The sequence below is a fragment of the Senegalia massiliensis genome (assembly GCF_009911265.1).
GTDB lineage: Bacteria > Bacillota > Clostridia > Tissierellales > SIT17 > Anaeromonas > Anaeromonas massiliensis_A.
This window is the reverse complement of the sequence record NZ_QXXA01000020.1, coordinates 16,012-33,155: the sequence shown is the minus strand read 5'-3', so window position 1 is coordinate 33,155 and position 17,144 is coordinate 16,012. Positions and strand designations below refer to the sequence as shown.

At 26.9% G+C, this 17,144-nt stretch carries 18 protein-coding genes; 4 read left to right on the top strand and 14 right to left on the bottom strand.

Annotated elements, in window-relative coordinates:
* Nucleotides 1-418 precede the first annotated feature (418 nt).
* Nucleotides 419-1,003, top strand: coding sequence for a spore protease YyaC (gene yyaC, locus D3Z33_RS15050; protein ID WP_160198599.1), 585 nt, complete (start codon nucleotides 419-421; stop codon nucleotides 1,001-1,003).
* Between the two features lie 31 nt (nucleotides 1,004-1,034).
* On the opposite strand, the gene D3Z33_RS15045 is transcribed toward yyaC, so the two are convergent.
* The 8 genes from D3Z33_RS15045 to hydG form a co-directional block, all read right to left on the bottom strand.
* Entirely contained in the window at nucleotides 1,035-1,301 is a 267-nt protein-coding gene (locus tag D3Z33_RS15045; RefSeq protein ID WP_160198598.1) for a YkuS family protein, read from the bottom strand.
* A 61-nt stretch (nucleotides 1,302-1,362) separates the two neighbouring features.
* Nucleotides 1,363-2,241: a diacylglycerol/lipid kinase family protein gene (locus D3Z33_RS15040; protein ID WP_160198597.1), complete on the bottom strand. Its 879-nt coding sequence runs from the start codon at nucleotides 2,239-2,241 to the stop codon at nucleotides 1,363-1,365.
* A gap of 8 nt (nucleotides 2,242-2,249) precedes the next feature.
* Complete coding sequence (locus tag D3Z33_RS15035) at nucleotides 2,250-2,786, bottom strand: DUF4446 family protein (RefSeq protein ID WP_160198596.1); 537 nt, start codon at nucleotides 2,784-2,786, stop codon at nucleotides 2,250-2,252.
* Nucleotides 2,787-2,807: 21 nt separating this feature from the next.
* Nucleotides 2,808-3,959 (bottom strand): aminotransferase class V-fold PLP-dependent enzyme, encoded by a 1,152-nt coding sequence (locus tag D3Z33_RS15030; RefSeq protein ID WP_160198595.1) that lies wholly within the window; start codon nucleotides 3,957-3,959, stop codon nucleotides 2,808-2,810.
* A gap of 53 nt (nucleotides 3,960-4,012) precedes the next feature.
* Complete coding sequence (locus D3Z33_RS15025) at nucleotides 4,013-4,810, bottom strand: formate/nitrite transporter family protein (protein ID WP_160198594.1); 798 nt, start codon at nucleotides 4,808-4,810, stop codon at nucleotides 4,013-4,015.
* Nucleotides 4,811-4,944: 134 nt separating this feature from the next.
* On the bottom strand, nucleotides 4,945-6,147 hold the full coding sequence (gene hydF, locus D3Z33_RS15020; protein WP_160198593.1) for a [FeFe] hydrogenase H-cluster maturation GTPase HydF: 1,203 nt from the start codon (nucleotides 6,145-6,147) through the stop codon (nucleotides 4,945-4,947).
* 10 nt (nucleotides 6,148-6,157) lie between these two features.
* The gene (hydE, locus tag D3Z33_RS15015) at nucleotides 6,158-7,513 is read right to left on the bottom strand and encodes a [FeFe] hydrogenase H-cluster radical SAM maturase HydE (RefSeq protein ID WP_160198592.1); all 1,356 of its coding nucleotides are present in this window, start codon (nucleotides 7,511-7,513) and stop codon (nucleotides 6,158-6,160) included.
* A gap of 9 nt (nucleotides 7,514-7,522) precedes the next feature.
* Entirely contained in the window at nucleotides 7,523-8,887 is a 1,365-nt protein-coding gene (hydG, locus tag D3Z33_RS15010; RefSeq protein ID WP_243153531.1) for a [FeFe] hydrogenase H-cluster radical SAM maturase HydG, read from the bottom strand.
* A gap of 153 nt (nucleotides 8,888-9,040) precedes the next feature.
* Between hydG and D3Z33_RS15005 the strand changes: the two genes are divergently transcribed.
* A complete protein-coding gene (locus D3Z33_RS15005; RefSeq protein WP_160198590.1) occupies nucleotides 9,041-9,946 on the top strand; it encodes a YIEGIA domain-containing protein in 906 nt (301 codons plus the stop codon).
* Nucleotides 9,939-10,142 carry a capping complex subunit for YIEGIA gene (locus tag D3Z33_RS15000; protein ID WP_160198589.1) on the top strand — a complete coding sequence of 68 codons (204 nt, stop codon included), beginning with the start codon at nucleotides 9,939-9,941 and terminating at the stop codon, nucleotides 10,140-10,142. The genes D3Z33_RS15005 and D3Z33_RS15000 overlap by 8 nt, the downstream gene beginning before the upstream one ends.
* Nucleotides 10,143-10,171: 29 nt before the next feature.
* On the opposite strand, the gene D3Z33_RS14995 is transcribed toward D3Z33_RS15000, so the two are convergent.
* From D3Z33_RS14995 to D3Z33_RS14985, 3 genes are all read right to left on the bottom strand, one after another.
* Nucleotides 10,172-11,053 carry a PhzF family phenazine biosynthesis protein gene (locus tag D3Z33_RS14995; protein ID WP_160198588.1) on the bottom strand — a complete coding sequence of 294 codons (882 nt, stop codon included), beginning with the start codon at nucleotides 11,051-11,053 and terminating at the stop codon, nucleotides 10,172-10,174.
* Nucleotides 11,054-11,143: 90 nt separating this feature from the next.
* Nucleotides 11,144-12,007, bottom strand: a complete 864-nt coding sequence (locus D3Z33_RS14990) for a ParB/RepB/Spo0J family partition protein (RefSeq protein ID WP_160198587.1) — start codon at nucleotides 12,005-12,007, stop codon at nucleotides 11,144-11,146.
* A 2-nt stretch (nucleotides 12,008-12,009) separates the two neighbouring features.
* A complete protein-coding gene (locus tag D3Z33_RS14985; RefSeq protein ID WP_160198586.1) occupies nucleotides 12,010-12,783 on the bottom strand; it encodes a ParA family protein in 774 nt (257 codons plus the stop codon).
* Nucleotides 12,784-12,932: 149 nt separating this feature from the next.
* On the opposite strand from D3Z33_RS14985, the gene D3Z33_RS14980 reads away from it, so the two are divergent.
* Nucleotides 12,933-13,544 carry a DNA-3-methyladenine glycosylase gene (locus D3Z33_RS14980; protein WP_160198585.1) on the top strand — a complete coding sequence of 204 codons (612 nt, stop codon included), beginning with the start codon at nucleotides 12,933-12,935 and terminating at the stop codon, nucleotides 13,542-13,544.
* A 39-nt stretch (nucleotides 13,545-13,583) separates the two neighbouring features.
* Here the strand turns inward: D3Z33_RS14980 and noc are convergent, their stop codons facing one another.
* The 3 genes from noc to mnmG all read right to left on the bottom strand — a co-directional run bounded on the left by noc (nucleotide 13,584) and on the right by mnmG (nucleotide 17,134).
* Nucleotides 13,584-14,399, bottom strand: coding sequence for a nucleoid occlusion protein (noc, locus tag D3Z33_RS14975; protein ID WP_160198584.1), 816 nt, complete (start codon nucleotides 14,397-14,399; stop codon nucleotides 13,584-13,586).
* Between the two features lie 127 nt (nucleotides 14,400-14,526).
* On the bottom strand, nucleotides 14,527-15,243 hold the full coding sequence (rsmG, locus tag D3Z33_RS14970) for a 16S rRNA (guanine(527)-N(7))-methyltransferase RsmG (protein WP_160198583.1): 717 nt from the start codon (nucleotides 15,241-15,243) through the stop codon (nucleotides 14,527-14,529).
* Nucleotides 15,236-17,134, bottom strand: a complete 1,899-nt coding sequence (gene mnmG, locus D3Z33_RS14965) for a tRNA uridine-5-carboxymethylaminomethyl(34) synthesis enzyme MnmG (protein ID WP_347561294.1) — start codon at nucleotides 17,132-17,134, stop codon at nucleotides 15,236-15,238. The genes rsmG and mnmG overlap by 8 nt, the downstream gene beginning before the upstream one ends.
* Between the last annotated feature and the right edge of the window lie 10 nt (nucleotides 17,135-17,144).

The window sequence follows — 17,144 nt, the reverse complement described above, 5'->3', positions numbered from 1 at the left end:
AATTTAGCTTTATAATTTTACAACTTATAAGTTGTTGTTATCTACACTGTTCAATTTTCAAAGACCAATTCATTGTCACTGTTTGCTAGCGACTCTTAATACTATATCAGGTTTTAAGTAGCTTGTCAATAACTTTTTTTATTTTCTTTTAAATTCTTTTTTCACTTAGAAAGACAAGCTTTCCTGACGACTCTTAGTACTATATCAAATATATATATGCTTGTCAAGGATATTTTTAAATATAATTATAAGCATTTGGATATATATTGATATTCAATATTCTAAACTATTCATACAACTAATATATTTAAATAAAATATAGTATTTTTTATAATATATTGGATAAAATCATATTATTAATTATAGACTAAATAATATTTATATCAATATAATATCTTATCCATATGGAGGTTTAAATATGTTGAATCAAAATAACAATTCTATAGATTGTAACTCTGATTTTGCCACATCTACATTTTCTAATATTCTATTAAAAAAATTATCAGAAACTTATAGTCCTATTTATTCAGATATAGTTATAGTATGTATAGGAACTGATAAATCTACAGGGGATTCCTTAGGACCTCTTGTTGGATACTTTTTAGATAAAGGATTGTTTCTAAACACTAAAAATGTTCATATTTATGGAACTTTAGAAAAACCCGTTCATGCTAAAAATCTAATTACATATATTAATATTATAGATAAAAAATTTGATAACCCATTTGTAATAGCTATTGATGCTTCTTTAGGTATGTATAACAGAGTAGGTTTTATAAGTGTCTGGGATGGACCTTTAAAACCTGGATCAGGTGTTAATAAAGAACTACCTCTTGTAGGTAATATTCATATAACAGGAGTTGTAAATATATCTGGCTTTATGGAATTTATTTTACTTCAAAACACTCGGCTAAATATAGTAATGAAAATGGCAAGAATTATTTCTACTTCTATTATATACTCCTTATCTAAATTAAATATAGACAATAAAAAGTTAAATTAAAGATTAAATTTAATCTTTAATTTAACTTTTATTAAAATAGTGGAGTATAATACCCTTTATTTAATATTTGCTCTATTTGATCTATGTTTTTATTTGAAGCATTTATAAGTAAAGTCCCTTTTGAATTGTTCATATCTTCACCCATATTCATATCAATCATATTTGTTAAATTAGATATATCATAACCATCTGCCATATATATATATGCATCTGAATCATGATCAACTATCTCATAACCTCTTTTTTTTAGCTCATAGGCTAATTCATTTAGTCCATCTTGAATTGATATTCTTTTCATACTAGTAAACCTCCTATACAAATACTATTAATAGTATTTGTATAGGAGGTTTATTTATTCACTAAACGATTACTTTAATATTTTTATTATATAAATCAAATTGTATTAATCCTTTTTTTTCTAAAATGTCTCCATCAACATTTAAAAATATTTTTTCTTTTGAATATATTTTTAAAGAGTTTGCACTTATAAACTTTACATATTTTTTATATTTACCATGTTTGCCATTATAAACAGATGGAAATAAAAATAATAATTTTATTTTTGATATATTTTTTATTATACAAATATCTAACTGATTGTCATCTATTTTAGAATTAGGTGATATCATCATTCCACCACCATAATAATTACCATTTGCTACAGCTACTAATAATACCTTTTCATTTTTTTCAATATCATCATATTTAATAGTCACACTTTTAGGTTTAAATATAAAAAGAGTTCTTAGAACACCTAAAGTATAAGCTAATTTGCCTTTAAATAGACCTTTAAATATTCTCGTATTTTTTACTATTTCAGCATCAATACCTATACTTGCTACATTTAAAAATTTGTTTTGTTCTACCTTTGCAATATTAATATTTCTAATATTATGATCTAATATTCTATCTAATGCTTTATCTGGACTTAAAGGTATATTTAATGTTCTAGCTAAATCATTTCCTGTACCCATTGGTATAATTCCAAGTATTCCTTTATTCATTTCTTTTATTCCACTAGCTACTTCTCTTACTGTTCCATCTCCACCTATAGCAACTATTATTTTATAATCTTGTTTTAAGTATTTCATTGTTATTAATCTTGCATCATCTATATCTTTAGTATGAGTTATAATATATTTATAATCTATATTTTTAAATTTGTTTTTAATTATAGGAACTATATCTTTTTTTCTGTTTCTACCTGCTACTGGATTTATTATAAATGCGATTTTCATTTTATACTTTACCTAGTAGCCCTTCTCACTTTATCTTCCATATAAAGAGCTTTTCGTTTTGCTCTATCTATTGCTTGTATTTCTTCAATAGACAATTTATATTCAGATTCACCATTAATAACAGGTTTTCCATAGCCTATAGATTCATTCCTACCATATAAATTAGATATTACAAGTCCAGTATCATTTTCATCTAATAGGGCTACCGAAAAGCTCAAATCACTACCCATATCATCAAATGCATTATATCTTATCATACCAACTTTTTGTATAGAGCTCTTTACTTTTTCATTTAGTAAATCTGACTTTTCATCTAAACCCTTTATTTTTAACTTCATACTATCTATCATATCTATATTTTTAAATAAAATTTCTTCTAAGTTTTTCCCATCGTTTCCCACTAATAATGTTTTATATTTTTTCTTTAATTTTGATACTCTGTATTCTTGTATTAAAAACAATAAAAATAATAGCAAAGAAAATAATATAAGTCCAAGCAGTACTTGACTTCTATATAAACTTAACATCTCTAAAATACTATCCATACTCTTCTTCCTTCCCCTAGTTTAATCACAAGTTGCTTCATGAGCTATTTGCTTTATTGCTTTTAGGGTTTTAGCTATATCTTCTTTAGTATTAAAAGGACCAATACTAAATCTTACAGCTCCCCTTTCTAATGTCCCTATTGTCTTATGTGCAAGTGGTGCACAATGAAGCCCTGATCTTGTAGCTATATCAAAAACACTGTCTAATATATAACTAACTTCTGAAGAGTCTTCATTACCTATATTCATAAGTATTACAGGTACCCTCTTAGATACATCAGTTGGTCCATATAATATAACTCCTTCTACATCTTTTATTTCATTTATAAAAAAATTTAAAAGTTCTATTTCATGATTTCTTATATTTTCTATTCCTTTATCTAGTATATATTTAACTCCTGCACCGAGAGCTATAATCCCTGGGGTGTTTGGAGTTCCACTTTCATATCTATCTGGTAACATGCTAGGCTGAACTAATTCATGAGATTTACTTCCTGTCCCACCTTCTTTTAAATTACGTATATTTATACCTTCTTTTATATATAATCCCCCTGTTCCCTGAGGTCCAAGAAGACTTTTATGACCTGCAAATGCCAATATATCTATATTCATACTCTCTACATCTATATCATAGACTCCTGCTGTTTGTGCAGCATCTACCATATAAATAATATTATTTGCTTTTGCCAATTCTCCTATTTCTTTTATAGGGAATATTGTTCCAGTAATATTTGAAGCATGAGTCGTAACTATCAATTTTGTATTCTTCTTAATTGACCTTTTTATATCATTTAATTCTACAAATCCTTCACTATCACACTTAACTATAGTATTTTCTACACCAAGATTTTCAAGAGCTTTAATTGGCCGTAGAACTGAGTTATGTTCCATAGCTGTAGTTATTACATGGTCTCCTTTTTCAAGTAAACCCTTTATTCCTAAATTGAGAGCTTCTGTAGCATTGTAAGTAAATATTATATTCATAGGATTATTTATATTAAATAATTTTGCTAAAATTTCTCTTGTTTCATAAATTCCTCTGCCTGCTTTTAAAGATAATTTATGTCCTCCTCTACCTGGATTAGCTCCATATTCTCTCATACTTTCTATGATCTTTTCATAAACAATCTCAGGTTTTTTAAATGTAGTTGCAGCATTATCTAGGTAAATCAATTTATCACCTCAATTTAAATTAATTATCATAATTATACCATATTTAATAATTACTATTTTGATTTTTTTGTTTTTTTATTAGGTAATATATATGTTAAATAATATACTCCTGATACTATAATTCCTCCTCCAATAACATTACCTATAGTTACTGGTATTAGATTATTTAACCATATATTTAACCAACTTGATTCTAAGCCTACAAATTTTGCTATAGGTAAAAAGAACATATTTGCAATACTATGTTCAAAACCAGATAAAACAAAAAGCATTATAGGAAACCATATTGCTAATATTTTGCCAGTTATATCTTTTGCTGCAGTAGCAAACCAAACAGACAATGTTACAATCATATTGCATAATATTCCTCTTATTAATGCATCATGAAATGAAAGTGATAACTTAGCTTCTCCTACAGAAATAGCTAAGTTTTTTATATTCTCTCCAGAGTACAGTCCAGATTTATATATAGCATATGCAAGCAAAATAGATCCTATAAAATTCCCTACATATACAATAATCCAATTCTTAGACAAACTTCTAAAGGTAATTCTTTTATCTACAAGTGCTATTGTCATAAGATTATTTCCTGTGAAAAGTTCAGCTCCCGCCATCAGCACTAACATAAGTCCTACAGGAAAAACCGATGCTCCTATTAATTTTGACAATCCTACATCAATATTTCCTAGGGTTTGTGTTACAGTCAAATATCCATGAGTGCCAAATCCAACAAAAACTCCAGCAAATATTCCTAAAAGGAATGTTTGTATGAAATTTAATTTAGTTTTACCTTCAGCTGTTCTAATAGTAGCATCAGCTACTTCTTGAGGTGATAACATTCTTTTTTCCATAAAGTCTCCCTCCTATTTAAGTTATGCCTGTAATTCAAATTATACTAAAATATCCTATAATAATCAATAAACTGACAGCACTATAAATATGGCTATCAGTTTATTTTTATTGGTATGTTTCACGTGAAACATATTTAATTTAGTTCTGGAAAAATCTCTAAAGCTCTTTCTAATATATCATGTTTATATGCTAAAAAAATTCCATAGTTTATTATTGGTATGTTTTTTTGTGAAGCATTTTTAATTCGTGAAACCATTTCCTTTCTATTAATCATACATCCTCCACAATGGACAATTAAAGAATACTTAGATATATCCTCTGGTATACTGTTACCTGAACTCCAGTCAAAATTAAGATCCACTCCTGATATTTCTTGTAGAAATTTTGGTATTTTATCTCTTCCTATATCTCCTTTTTGTCTATGATGGCTACAGGCTTCACTTATTAATATTTTATCTCCTTTTTTAAGTCTTTTAATTTCTTTTATTCCTTTTGTAAACTCTAAAAGATCACCTTTATATCTTCCAAAAAGTATAGAATAACTTGTTAAAAATATATGATTTGGTACTATATCTTTTATTTTGCCAAAAACTTGAGAATCTGTAATAACCATTTTTATTTTGTCACCAAATAACTCAATTGTCTTTTGTAACTCGCTGTCTTGCACCACTATATTTATTCCATTACCATCTAACACTTCTCTTATAGTTTGAACTTGAGGAAGTATTAATCTTCCTTTTGGTGCAGAATCATCTATTGGAGTTACTTGAACTATAACATCATTTTTTTTTATTTTATCTCTTATTATAAATGGATTTTCATCATTTATATAGGGTTTCAATTTACATATCTCATCTTTTAATTTTTCTATTCCATCTTTAGTTTTAATACTTGTTTTATATATTTTTATATTTAGTTCTTGCTCTAAATATTTTATACTTCCATTATATTTATCAACTTTGTTTAACACTCCTATTATAGGTATGTTTTTCTTCTTTATATTTTCTATCAAACTTTTTTCATATTCTAAATCTTCCGATTCAAAACTTAATAAAATGATTGCTATATCTGTTTTTTCTAATACTTTTAAAGTCTTTTTTATTCTTAATTCTCCTAATTTTCCTTCATCATCAATTCCTGCTGTATCTATAAATACAACTGGTCCTATAGGTAATAACTCCATGGATTTATATACTGGATCAGTAGTAGTACCTTTTATATTACTAACTAATGCTATCTCTTGAGATGTTAGAGCATTTATAAGGCTTGATTTACCTGTGTTTCTTTTCCCAAATATACCTATATGAAGTCTATTGGAACGGGGTGTAGAGTTCATATTTATCTCCTCATTTCAAATTTTTATCTATATCATAGCCTAATTCTTGTATATAATCATAATTTAGATATTTAGGCAATTTTCTATTTGAATATTTAATTGATTCAATGGTAAAATCTAAATCAACCATATTTTTCTCAGAATATATACCATATTTTTCTCTTAACTTTTCTGGAGTACTTATTAACATTATTGTGTTTGCTCCAGCTAAAAGAGATTTAGTTTGTCCTTCTCTATTAAGTGTAGATATAGCTGTAGTAGCTGGTATAAATACATTTTGACATACTATTCTCGTAAGTGCTATAACTTTTAAATTTAAATCTAAGTCAGAAGTTTTTTCACTTTCAAATGGAGTACCTTTTGTAGGAATAAATGGACCAAAACCTATCATATGCACACCATAATCTTTTTGAAATAATATTACATCAGCTATTTGATCTAATGTTTGCTTAGGTAATCCTATCATTCCCCCTGATCCTAATCTCAAGCCAGCATTTTTTATCCACTCTGTATGTTTTACTCTTGTTTTAAATTTACTATCATAGTGGATATATTCAAATAAATCTTCACTTGAAGTTTCTATTTTGAGCAAATAATTATTTACTCCAGAATTTTTAAATATTTTATATTCTTCTTCTGTTCTTTCACCAATACTTAAAGTAATTCCCATCTTATATTTTTGTTTTATTTTTCTTATAATAGAAATAATTTTTTCTGTAGTATAATAAGGATCTTCTCCTGATTGAAGTATAACTGTTTTTATACCTAACTTATATAATTTGTCTACTTCTTTTAAGATTTCATCTTCTTTCATTCTATATCTAAATTGATTTTTATGTCTTCTTAAACCACAATAATTACAATTTTTAATACAATAATTTGAAAATTCTATTGCAGCTCTAATTTCAATTCTATCTCCTACACATTCTTTTCTTATGACATCAGCAGTTTTTATAAGAGCATCAAATACTATTTTATCCTTACTTTCTAATACATACAGTATATCTTCTTTATTTAAATCAATATTATTAGATATTTTTTGTAATATACTCCTCATGTTATCTGATATATTCATACCATATATACTAGACAAATCATATTTATATCTGTTTTTTAATGAATATATTCCCTTATAATCTACATTATTTTGGTTTAATAGTTTTATTATTTTATCTTGATGTACCTTATCAAATTTTATTGCAGTGGTACATATTTCTCCAAATCCTTTAGGTGTTGGTATAAGTTCATTGTATATACTATTTTTTTCTAATATGTTTTTTGCATATAACATATTAGAGTTAGAACTAGCTACTATTATATATGGGTTTTTAAATTTATCTTTTATAAATTTATTTAATATGCTCATAATTCACTCCTAGAAATATAAGTCTCTTTCACCATTTTCCATTCTTTTAAGTCTGTCATCTAATTCATCTTGTATATTTTGATTTTCTATTGATTTTGATAAATTATCTATTATATTCTCAGCACTTTTTGTTGTTTCTATTGATGCATAGTCTAAAATATGTTCCTTTAAAGTTAAAAGTGCATTAGATCTACATATACTTTTCATTTTACCTGCTTTAACTAGCTTCATAAACTCTTCTCCAGTTCTTCCTACTCTATAACATGCAGTACAAAAACTAGGAATATATCCTGTATCACTAATAGACTTTACTACTTGATCTAATGATCTTTCATCGTTTGTATAAAATTGATCTGAATTATGTTTTTTCTTTTCCTTATATCCACCAGGACTAGTACTTGAGTTAGCACTTAATTGAGAAACTCCTAAATCTAATAATTCATCTCTTAATTTTACTGATTCTCTAGTTGATAATATTATTCCCGTATAAGGAACAGCAAGTCTAATTATTGCAACTAATTTTTTAAATTCGTTGTCAGTTATAGGATATTCTATTTTTTCCATTTTAGCTCCTGGAGCAGGTCTAAGCCTTGGTACTGATATAGTATGTGGACCACAATTATATTTTTTCTCTAAATATTCTGCATGCATAAGTAATGCTATAGTGTCAAATTTGTAATCATACAATCCATACAATACTCCCATACCTAAATCATCTATTCCAGCTTCCATTGCCCTATCCATCACTGTCAGCCTATAATCATAATCTGATTTTGGTCCTGTTGGATGCATCTTTTTATATGTTTCTTTATGATATGTTTCTTGAAAACACTGATACGTTCCTATTTCTGATTTTTTTAACTTTATAAAATCTTCTTTATCCATAGGTGCAGAATTTATATTTAACCTTCTCATATCACTGTTTTCATAAATAGATTTTATTGATTCAATTATATAATCAAGAGGTGCTGAAACATTATCTTCGCCTGCTACTAATAGAAGCCTTTTTTGTCCACTTTTTTCTAACGCTTTAGCTTCTTCTATAATTTCATCTATCTCTAGTGTTTTTCTAGGTAATTTTCTATTATCCATTCTAAATCCACAATAAAGACAATTATTTATACATTTATTAGTTAGATATAATGGTGCAAATAATACTATTCGTTTACCATATATATCTTCTTTCACACTTTTTGCTATATTAAATATTTTACTTATATTTTTCTCATCTTCTACATTTAATAGTATAGCTGTTTCTTCTAAACTAAGTCCTTTCCCTAGTTTAGCTTTTTCTAAAATTTTATCTATTTTAACTTCTGATATATATTTTGCATCCTTTAATATATCAAATATTTTTTCTTCATTTATAATCATTAACATGCCCCCCTTTGTTAAATATATATCTATTATATCATAATTTTAAACATAGATATATATTTAACAAATTGTTTTTCATTATTTAAAGTATATTTGTATTTTAAAAGTAAAAACTATATATAACTAATAATAAGAGTATAAGGAGATAATATGGAAAAACAAATACTACAATCTTTTGTATTATTACATATTGTTTTAGGTGTAATAGTTGGATTCATTAGCAGATGGTGGATGCTTAGGGGAGATATAAGACAATATCCTACACTTCCAAATGGATACCTAATAAACTTAACTACTGGTTTTATAGCTGCAAGTATTGGAGCTGTAGCTTATCCTGCTTTACTTGCAAAAAATTATGTAGCAGTTACATTTCTTACTGTAGCAATACAACAATTTAGAGATATTAGGAAGATGGAAAAAGAAACTCTTGAATCTTTAGAAACAGAAAATTATGCTCCAAGAGGTAAATCATATATTGATGGAATAGCAAAAACATTTGAAGCAAGAAACTATATTGTTATGATATCTTCTTTTGTAACTACTATTTCAGCTTTTATTGTAAGAAGTTTTATAAAAAATAATTTTTTAATAATACCAATTTCTTTACTTATTGGATTTATAGTTTTGTTTTTCTTGAAAAACTATACTAAAGGGCATACTTTAAGAGACATATTAACTATAACTGAAGCTCCCTTGGAATTTAAAGATGGTAGCAATTTATATGTAGGTAATATGTATGTGATGAATGTAGGTTTATCAGCTACTCAAACAAGAATATTGAAAAATGGAATAGGTATAATTATGAAACCCATAGGTGAAAATGAAAAAGTAATGCTTAATCATAGTGGACAGAGAAAAGCAATTGTTCATGAATGCTCAAGATTATTAGGTGTAGAAAGATATATTGAAACTAGAAGAAATTTTGATAATGGAAATCTAGCATTAGTCATAGTTCCTATGATAAAAGATATAACTAGATTAAAAGAAATCATATATGATATTCCTATCCTTGAAATGACAAAAAAAACTAATGATAAAAAGAAAAGAGATGATTAATATGAAAGAAAGCAGTACTAGAAGTATATTAGCTATAGTAACAATTGATGAAAAATTAATAATTCATTCAGGTGTACCAACCTTTCTTGCAAAAGATAAAGATACACAGGAAAAAATTTCATCTGAATTAGGTCGTACACTTTCTGGAAATATATATAAACTTGCTAACGGTACAATAATCATAACTCAAGAATAAAAAGCTGCAAATCTAAGATTTGCAGCTTTTTAAGGATGAATTATACCTTCTAATACTATAGATGCAACTCCTCCTACTTCTATAACATCTGTACTATTTCCTAATTTACATATTATTTTTGAAGGTCTATTTAAAGATTCTCCTTGATTAACTATTATTTCTGTTTTATCTGTTAATTTGTTTTTTCTTAAATAATAAAATAATGCTCCATTTGCAGTGCCCGTAGCAGCTTCTTCATCTATTCCTACTAAAGGAGCAAAATTTCTAGAATATATATCATCATTTTCAATAGCAAAGACATGAATACCTGTTACATTTAATTTTTCAGATAATAATTTAACTTTTTCTTTATCTATTTTTAAATTATCTAATATTTTTTTGTTTTTTACAGGTACTATTATATCTGGTAATCCTGTAGATATAACTTTTGGATTAAATTTTTTAGCACCTATACCTATATCAACTTTATTTATATTCATAGCAGATGATAATTCATCTATATCTATATTTTTTTCTATGATTTCAGGTTTCTTTTGCTCCATAATAACTTTACCTATTTTACCATCTTTACAATACACATCTATATATAACTTTCCTGCTCTAGTATGTTGATAGTATCTTTTTTTACCATTATCTAAAGCATTTATATATCCCTTTTCTATCAAAGTATAAAATGTAGCAATTGTAGCATGACCACATAAGTCTACTTCTTGTAGAGGAGTGAAAAATCTAACTTTATAATTTTCTTCATCTATTTTTTGAATAAATGCAGTTTCAGATAAATTTAATTCTCTAGCTATTTTTTGCATCTTTTCATCAGATAATTCTTTTCCATCTGGAATAACTCCCGCTGGATTACCACTGAATTTTTTATCAGAAAATGCATCTACTAGATACATTATAAGTTCCATAATGATCTCTCCTTTTGTCCTTATATTTCAATTATAACAAGTATAATAGAAATTTACATTGGTAATATTTAAATGTTTCACGTGAAACATTTACTTGTTTAACAATTCTATAATTCTATCTAAATCATCATCATTATAATATTCTATTTCTATTTTTCCTTTTTTTCTCCCTTTATTAATATTAACTTTAGTACCAAAGACTTTCCTTAAATCTTCTTCTATTTCTGCTATCATAGGATCTTTTCTTACTTTATTTTTCTTTTTAGTTTTGTTTTTATTTTTATATTTTGATACTAACTTTTCTGTTTCTCTAACACTAAGTTTTTCTTCTAATATAGTCTTTGCTATATCATATTGAACTTCTTTTTCAGAAATAGAAAGCAATGCTCGAGCATGTCCACTACTTAATAATCCCTCTTTCATCATATCTTGAATTTTATCCGATAATTTTAATAATCTCATTAAATTTGCAATATATGATCTGCTTTTTCCAATAATATTAGAGAGCTGCTCTTGAGTTATTTCATGTTTTTTTATTATATTTTCATAAGCATATGCTTCTTCAATTGGATTTAAATTTTCTCTTTGTATATTTTCTATTAAAGCTATTTCAGCTGATTTCTTATCATCTTCTCTTATTATAGCTGGTATAGTATCTACACCTAAATTCTTTACTGCTCTAAACCTTCTTTCTCCAGCTATAATTTCATATCCTGAATTACTTTTCTTAACTACTATAGGTTGTATTAATCCTACTTTATCAATAGATCTAGATAATTCCTCAATAGTATCTAAATTAAATTTTTCTCGAGGTTGATTTTTGTTTGGTTTTATTTTTGATAACTTTATATCTATTATTTTTCCTTCTTCTTTATCTAGATCAGAATCTTGCTTTGGTTCATCAGGAATCAACGCTGATAACCCTCTACCAAGTCCTCTCTTCTTTTTCACCATGCTTATATCACATCCTCAATATAATCTAAAAATTCTTCTGCTAATTCCATATATGCTTCTGCACCTTTAGATTTAGGATCATAATCAACTATAGATAACCCATAACTTGGTGCTTCTGCAAGCCTTACATTACGAGGAATTAAAGTTGTATAAACTTTTCCCCTAAAATACTTTTTTACTTCATCTACCACTTGAATAGAAAGGTTTGTCCTACCATCAAACATACTTAATACCACCCCTTCTACTTCAAGCTTTGGATTTAAACTTTTCTTTATAAGTTTTATTGTACTCATAAGTTGACTTACACCTTCTAATGCATAATATTCACATTGTATTGGTATTATAACACTATCTACTGCTACAAGGGAATTAATTGTAAGAAGACCTAAAGAAGGAGGGCAGTCTATAAATATATAGTCATAATCTTGCCTTATTTCATCTATTGCATTTTTTAATATGAGTTCTCTATCATCTCTATTTGTTAATTCTATTTCAGCTCCTGCTAAATCAACATTAGATGCTATTAAGTCTAAATTTTCATCTTCTGTTTTTATTATTGTTGTTTTTATATTTTCTCCTTCAATCAAAACATCATAAATAGACTTATCTAAGGATTTTTTATCTATTCCAAATCCACTAGTTGTATTTCCTTGAGGGTCTATATCTATTACAAGAACTTTTCTATCTAATTTTGCAATACAAGAACTTAAGTTTACATTTGTAGTAGTTTTTCCTACTCCACCTTTTTGATTAAATATTGCAATTACTTTTGACATGAAATCATCTCCACTCATATTCCTTTATTATATATCATTATATCAAATTTTTATTATATTTATATACCTATTTATAATTTATAGTTGTTTTGGGTATAGGATATATAAGGTAATATTTAACTATTTACATACTTGAAAAGGAGAATTCTATGCATAAATTAAACAGAAAATTTTATAGAAAGTCTGCACTAGATTTGTCTAAAGATTTATTAGGTAAATACTTAGTTTTAAATAAAAACAATAAAAAGTTCATATCAAAAATTGTAGAAGTAGAAGCTTATATGGGTGAAGATGATAAAGCATCCCATACATATAAAAATAGACGAACTAAAAGAACTGAAACAATGTTTAAAGATGCAGGTCATGCTTATGTCTATCTTATATATGGTATTTATAATTGCTTAAATGTAGTATCAGGTGGTAAAAATATTCCACAAGGAGTACTTTTAAGAGGAGTCCAACCTATAAATGAACTTGATACTATATCTTTAAATAGATTTGGTAAAATGTATAATGAACTTACAAAAAAACAAATTAAAAACCTAACTAATGGTCCAGGAAAGTTAACTCAAGCACTTGGTATTACCCGGGACATAAATGGATATGACTTAACAGGTGATGTTATCTATATTTGTGAAGGTGAAAAAGAACAATTTGAAATTATAGAAAGTAAAAGAATTGGTATTAATTATGCTGAAGAAGCAAAAGATTTTCTTTGGAGATTTTATATTGATGATAGTGATTATGTGAGTAGAAGATAAAATTGTCATTCCTTTAGCTAAAGGAATGACAATTTTAATTTATATTATTTTTTTATTCTTTGGAATTTTTACTGTTACTTCTATAAAGTCACCTGTATCTTTTTCCTGATATTTTGCTTCTATGCCACTATCTTTTATTGCAGTATATGCATTTTTCAATGTATTTAAATATATTTTAAAATTAATTAATGACTTTATATTTTGTTTTGCTTTTTGTTCTTGTTCTTCTTTTATTTCAGTTAAATCCTCTAACAAGGATTTTATTAAGTTTTCCGTTTTTTTAACAGTAAGGTCATTTTTAATTATTTTGTCTAACACTTTGTATTGTAATTCTTCTTCTGGCAATTTTAAAAGTGCTCTTGCATGTCTCTCAGATAGGGAATTTTCTACTAAAGTCTTTTTAATTTCTTCAGGAAGTCTAAGTACTCTTAGTTTATTTGCTATAGTAGATTGATTTTTACCTACACGCTCTGCCAATTCTTGTTGAGTTAATCCATGATCATTTATTAAATTATTATACCCTTCTGCTTCTTCTAAAAAATTTAAATCTTCTCTCTGAAGATTTTCTATTAAGGCAAGCATTGCAGAGTCTTGATCTTTCATATTTACTAAAATAGCTGGAATACTTTCAAGGTTTAATAATTCTGCTGCTCGAAGACGACGTTCTCCTGCAACTAATTCATAATTGTTTTCTGCTATTTTTCTAACACTTATTGGTTGAAGTACCCCATATACATTTATTGATCTACTTAATTCTTCTATAGATTTTTTGCTGAAATTTTTCCTTGGTTGATAAGGGTTTGGTTTTATCTGATCTATAGGTATATTTGTTATTTCTTTGTTAACATAATTCATCGTATCATCCTCCCCGAAAAGCTTATAACTATTATACTATTTATTTCTCTAAAAATCTTCTAATTCCTTCTTTTTTATCTAGAATAATTAAATTTTCGTTTTCTATAAATCACCAAAATTCTACTATTTATAATGGCTTTTGTTTTGGTTTACCAGCTTTCCTAGGATATTTTGTCGGAGTTTGTTTTATTTTCTTTATAACTAACAATACATGAGTGATATCACTAAATGGTAATTCAACTTCATATTTTTCTTGTACTTGTCCTCCAAGTATTTTTAATGCCTTATCTGCTTCTTCTATTTCTTCATATATTTGTGGACCTTTCATAGAAATAAAGAATCCATCTTTTTTTACAAATGGAAGAGAATATTCTAAAAGTATATTTAAAGGTGCTACTGCACGTGATACAGCTATATCAAATTGTTCTCTATATTCTTTGTCTATACCAAAATCTTCTGCTCTACCATGAATTGCTTTTATATTTTTTAGATTTAATTGTTTTATTACTTCATTTAAAAACTTAACCCTTTTATTTAAACTATCTAATAATACTACTTCTGTACTAGTGTTTTTTATTTTTATAGGGATACCAGGAAATCCTCCACCTGTACCAATATCAATTATTTTAGCATTATCTTTTATTATATCTGTCCTAAATATAGTTAAACTATCTAAAAAATGTTTTATATCTATTTCACTATCTTCTTTTATTGCAGTAATATTTATTTTTTCATTCCATTCCTTAAGTAAGTCTTTATAGAGCCTGAATTTATCTATACCTTCAGGCTCTATATTTAAATTTAATTTAGGTAATCCTTCTACTAAAGTATCTACATTACTCAATATTATCACTCTCTTTTTTAAGTCTTCTTTGTTGCTCTAAATATACTAATAAAACATTAATATCTGCAGGTGAAACTCCTGATATTCTAGATGCTTGACCTACAGAGTCTGGTCTAATATCTTCTAACTTTTGTCTTGCTTCAAGTCTAAGTCCCTTTATATTATTATACTTTATATTTTGAGGAATTTTTTTCTTTTCTAATTTTTTAAATTGTTCAATTTGTTTCATTTGTTTTTTTATATATCCCTCATATTTAATTTGGATTTCAACTTGCATTTGTACATCTCTAGGTAATTGTGGTCTTTCAGCATCTAATTTTTTAGTTTTTTCATATTTTATTTCAGGCCTTTTTATCAGATCATACAATTTCGTAGGTGATTTTAAAGGCACACTTCCTATAGATTCTAAAAATTCATTAGTTTCATCTGTAGGCGTTATTTGAATTTCTTTTAATCTGTTTAATTCTTCTATCATTAATTCTTTTTTCTCTAGCATTTTTTTATATCTTTCTTCTGTAGCAAGACCAATATTATAGCTTTTTTCTGTAAGTCTTAAATCTGCATTATCTTGTCTTAATGTAAGTCTATATTCTGCTCTAGCAGTCATCATTCTATATGGTTCATCTGTTCCTTTAGTAACTAAATCATCTATTAGAACACCTATATATGCTTCAGATCTATCTAATATAAGCTCATCTTTTTCTTTTACTCTTAAACTAGCATTTATTCCTGCAATAAGACCTTGACTTGCTGCTTCTTCATAGCCTGATGAACCATTTATTTGGCCTGCAAAATATAGATTTTCAATATCTTTATATTCCAAGGTTCTTTTAAGTTTTGTAGGATCAATACAATCATATTCTATTGCATAAGCTTCTCTCATGATCTTTACATTCTCAAGTCCTGGTACTGTCTTAAGCATATCTACTTGAATTTCTGCAGGAAGTGTAGTGCTCATTCCTTGTACATACATCTCTTTAGTATCTAATCCTTCAGGTTCTATAAATATTTGATGTTTATTTTTATCAGCAAATCTTACAACTTTATCTTCAATAGAAGGGCAATATCTAGGTCCTTTACCTTCCATTTTACCACTATACATTGGAGATTTATCTAAATTCTTCATGATTATTTTATGTGTATCTACATTTGTATAGGTTAAATAGCATAACTCTTGACCTTTTTTGATTGTATCATTCATAAAAGAAAATGGTACAATTTCATCATCTCCTGGTTGAACAACCATTTTTTCAAAATTAATTGAATCTCTATGAATTCTAGCTGGAGTACCAGTTTTAAATCTTCTAAATTCAATATCTAAATCTTCTAATGGCTTGGTTAAGTTTATAGATGGTGCTAGTCCATTGGGACCTCCAGAATAATTTACTTCTCCTATATAAATTCTTCCTCTTAAATAAGTCCCTGTAGATAATATAACAGTTTTAGCTGAATAATAAGCTCCTGTTCTAGTAAATACACCTTGAACTTTTCCATTTTTAACTTCTAAATCTATTACTTCCCCTTGTTTTAAATCAAGATTTTCCTGATTTTCTAAAACTTTTTTCATTTCTATATGATATTTACCTTTATCAGCCTGAGTTCTAAGTGAATGAACTGCTGGCCCTTTAGATGTGTTGAGCATTTTTGACTGAATAAATGTTCTATCAATATTAAGACCCATTTCTCCACCTAATGCATCAATTTCCCTAACCAAATGACCTTTACCTGTACCTCCTATTGAAGGATTACATGGCATTAGTGCAATAGAATCTAAACTCATTGTTAAAATTAATGTTTTAAGTCCCATTCTCGCTGGTGCAAGAGCAGCTTCTACTCCAGAGTGTCCTGCTCCAACAACTATAACATCATAACTACCTGCATCATATTTAATAGAATTATCC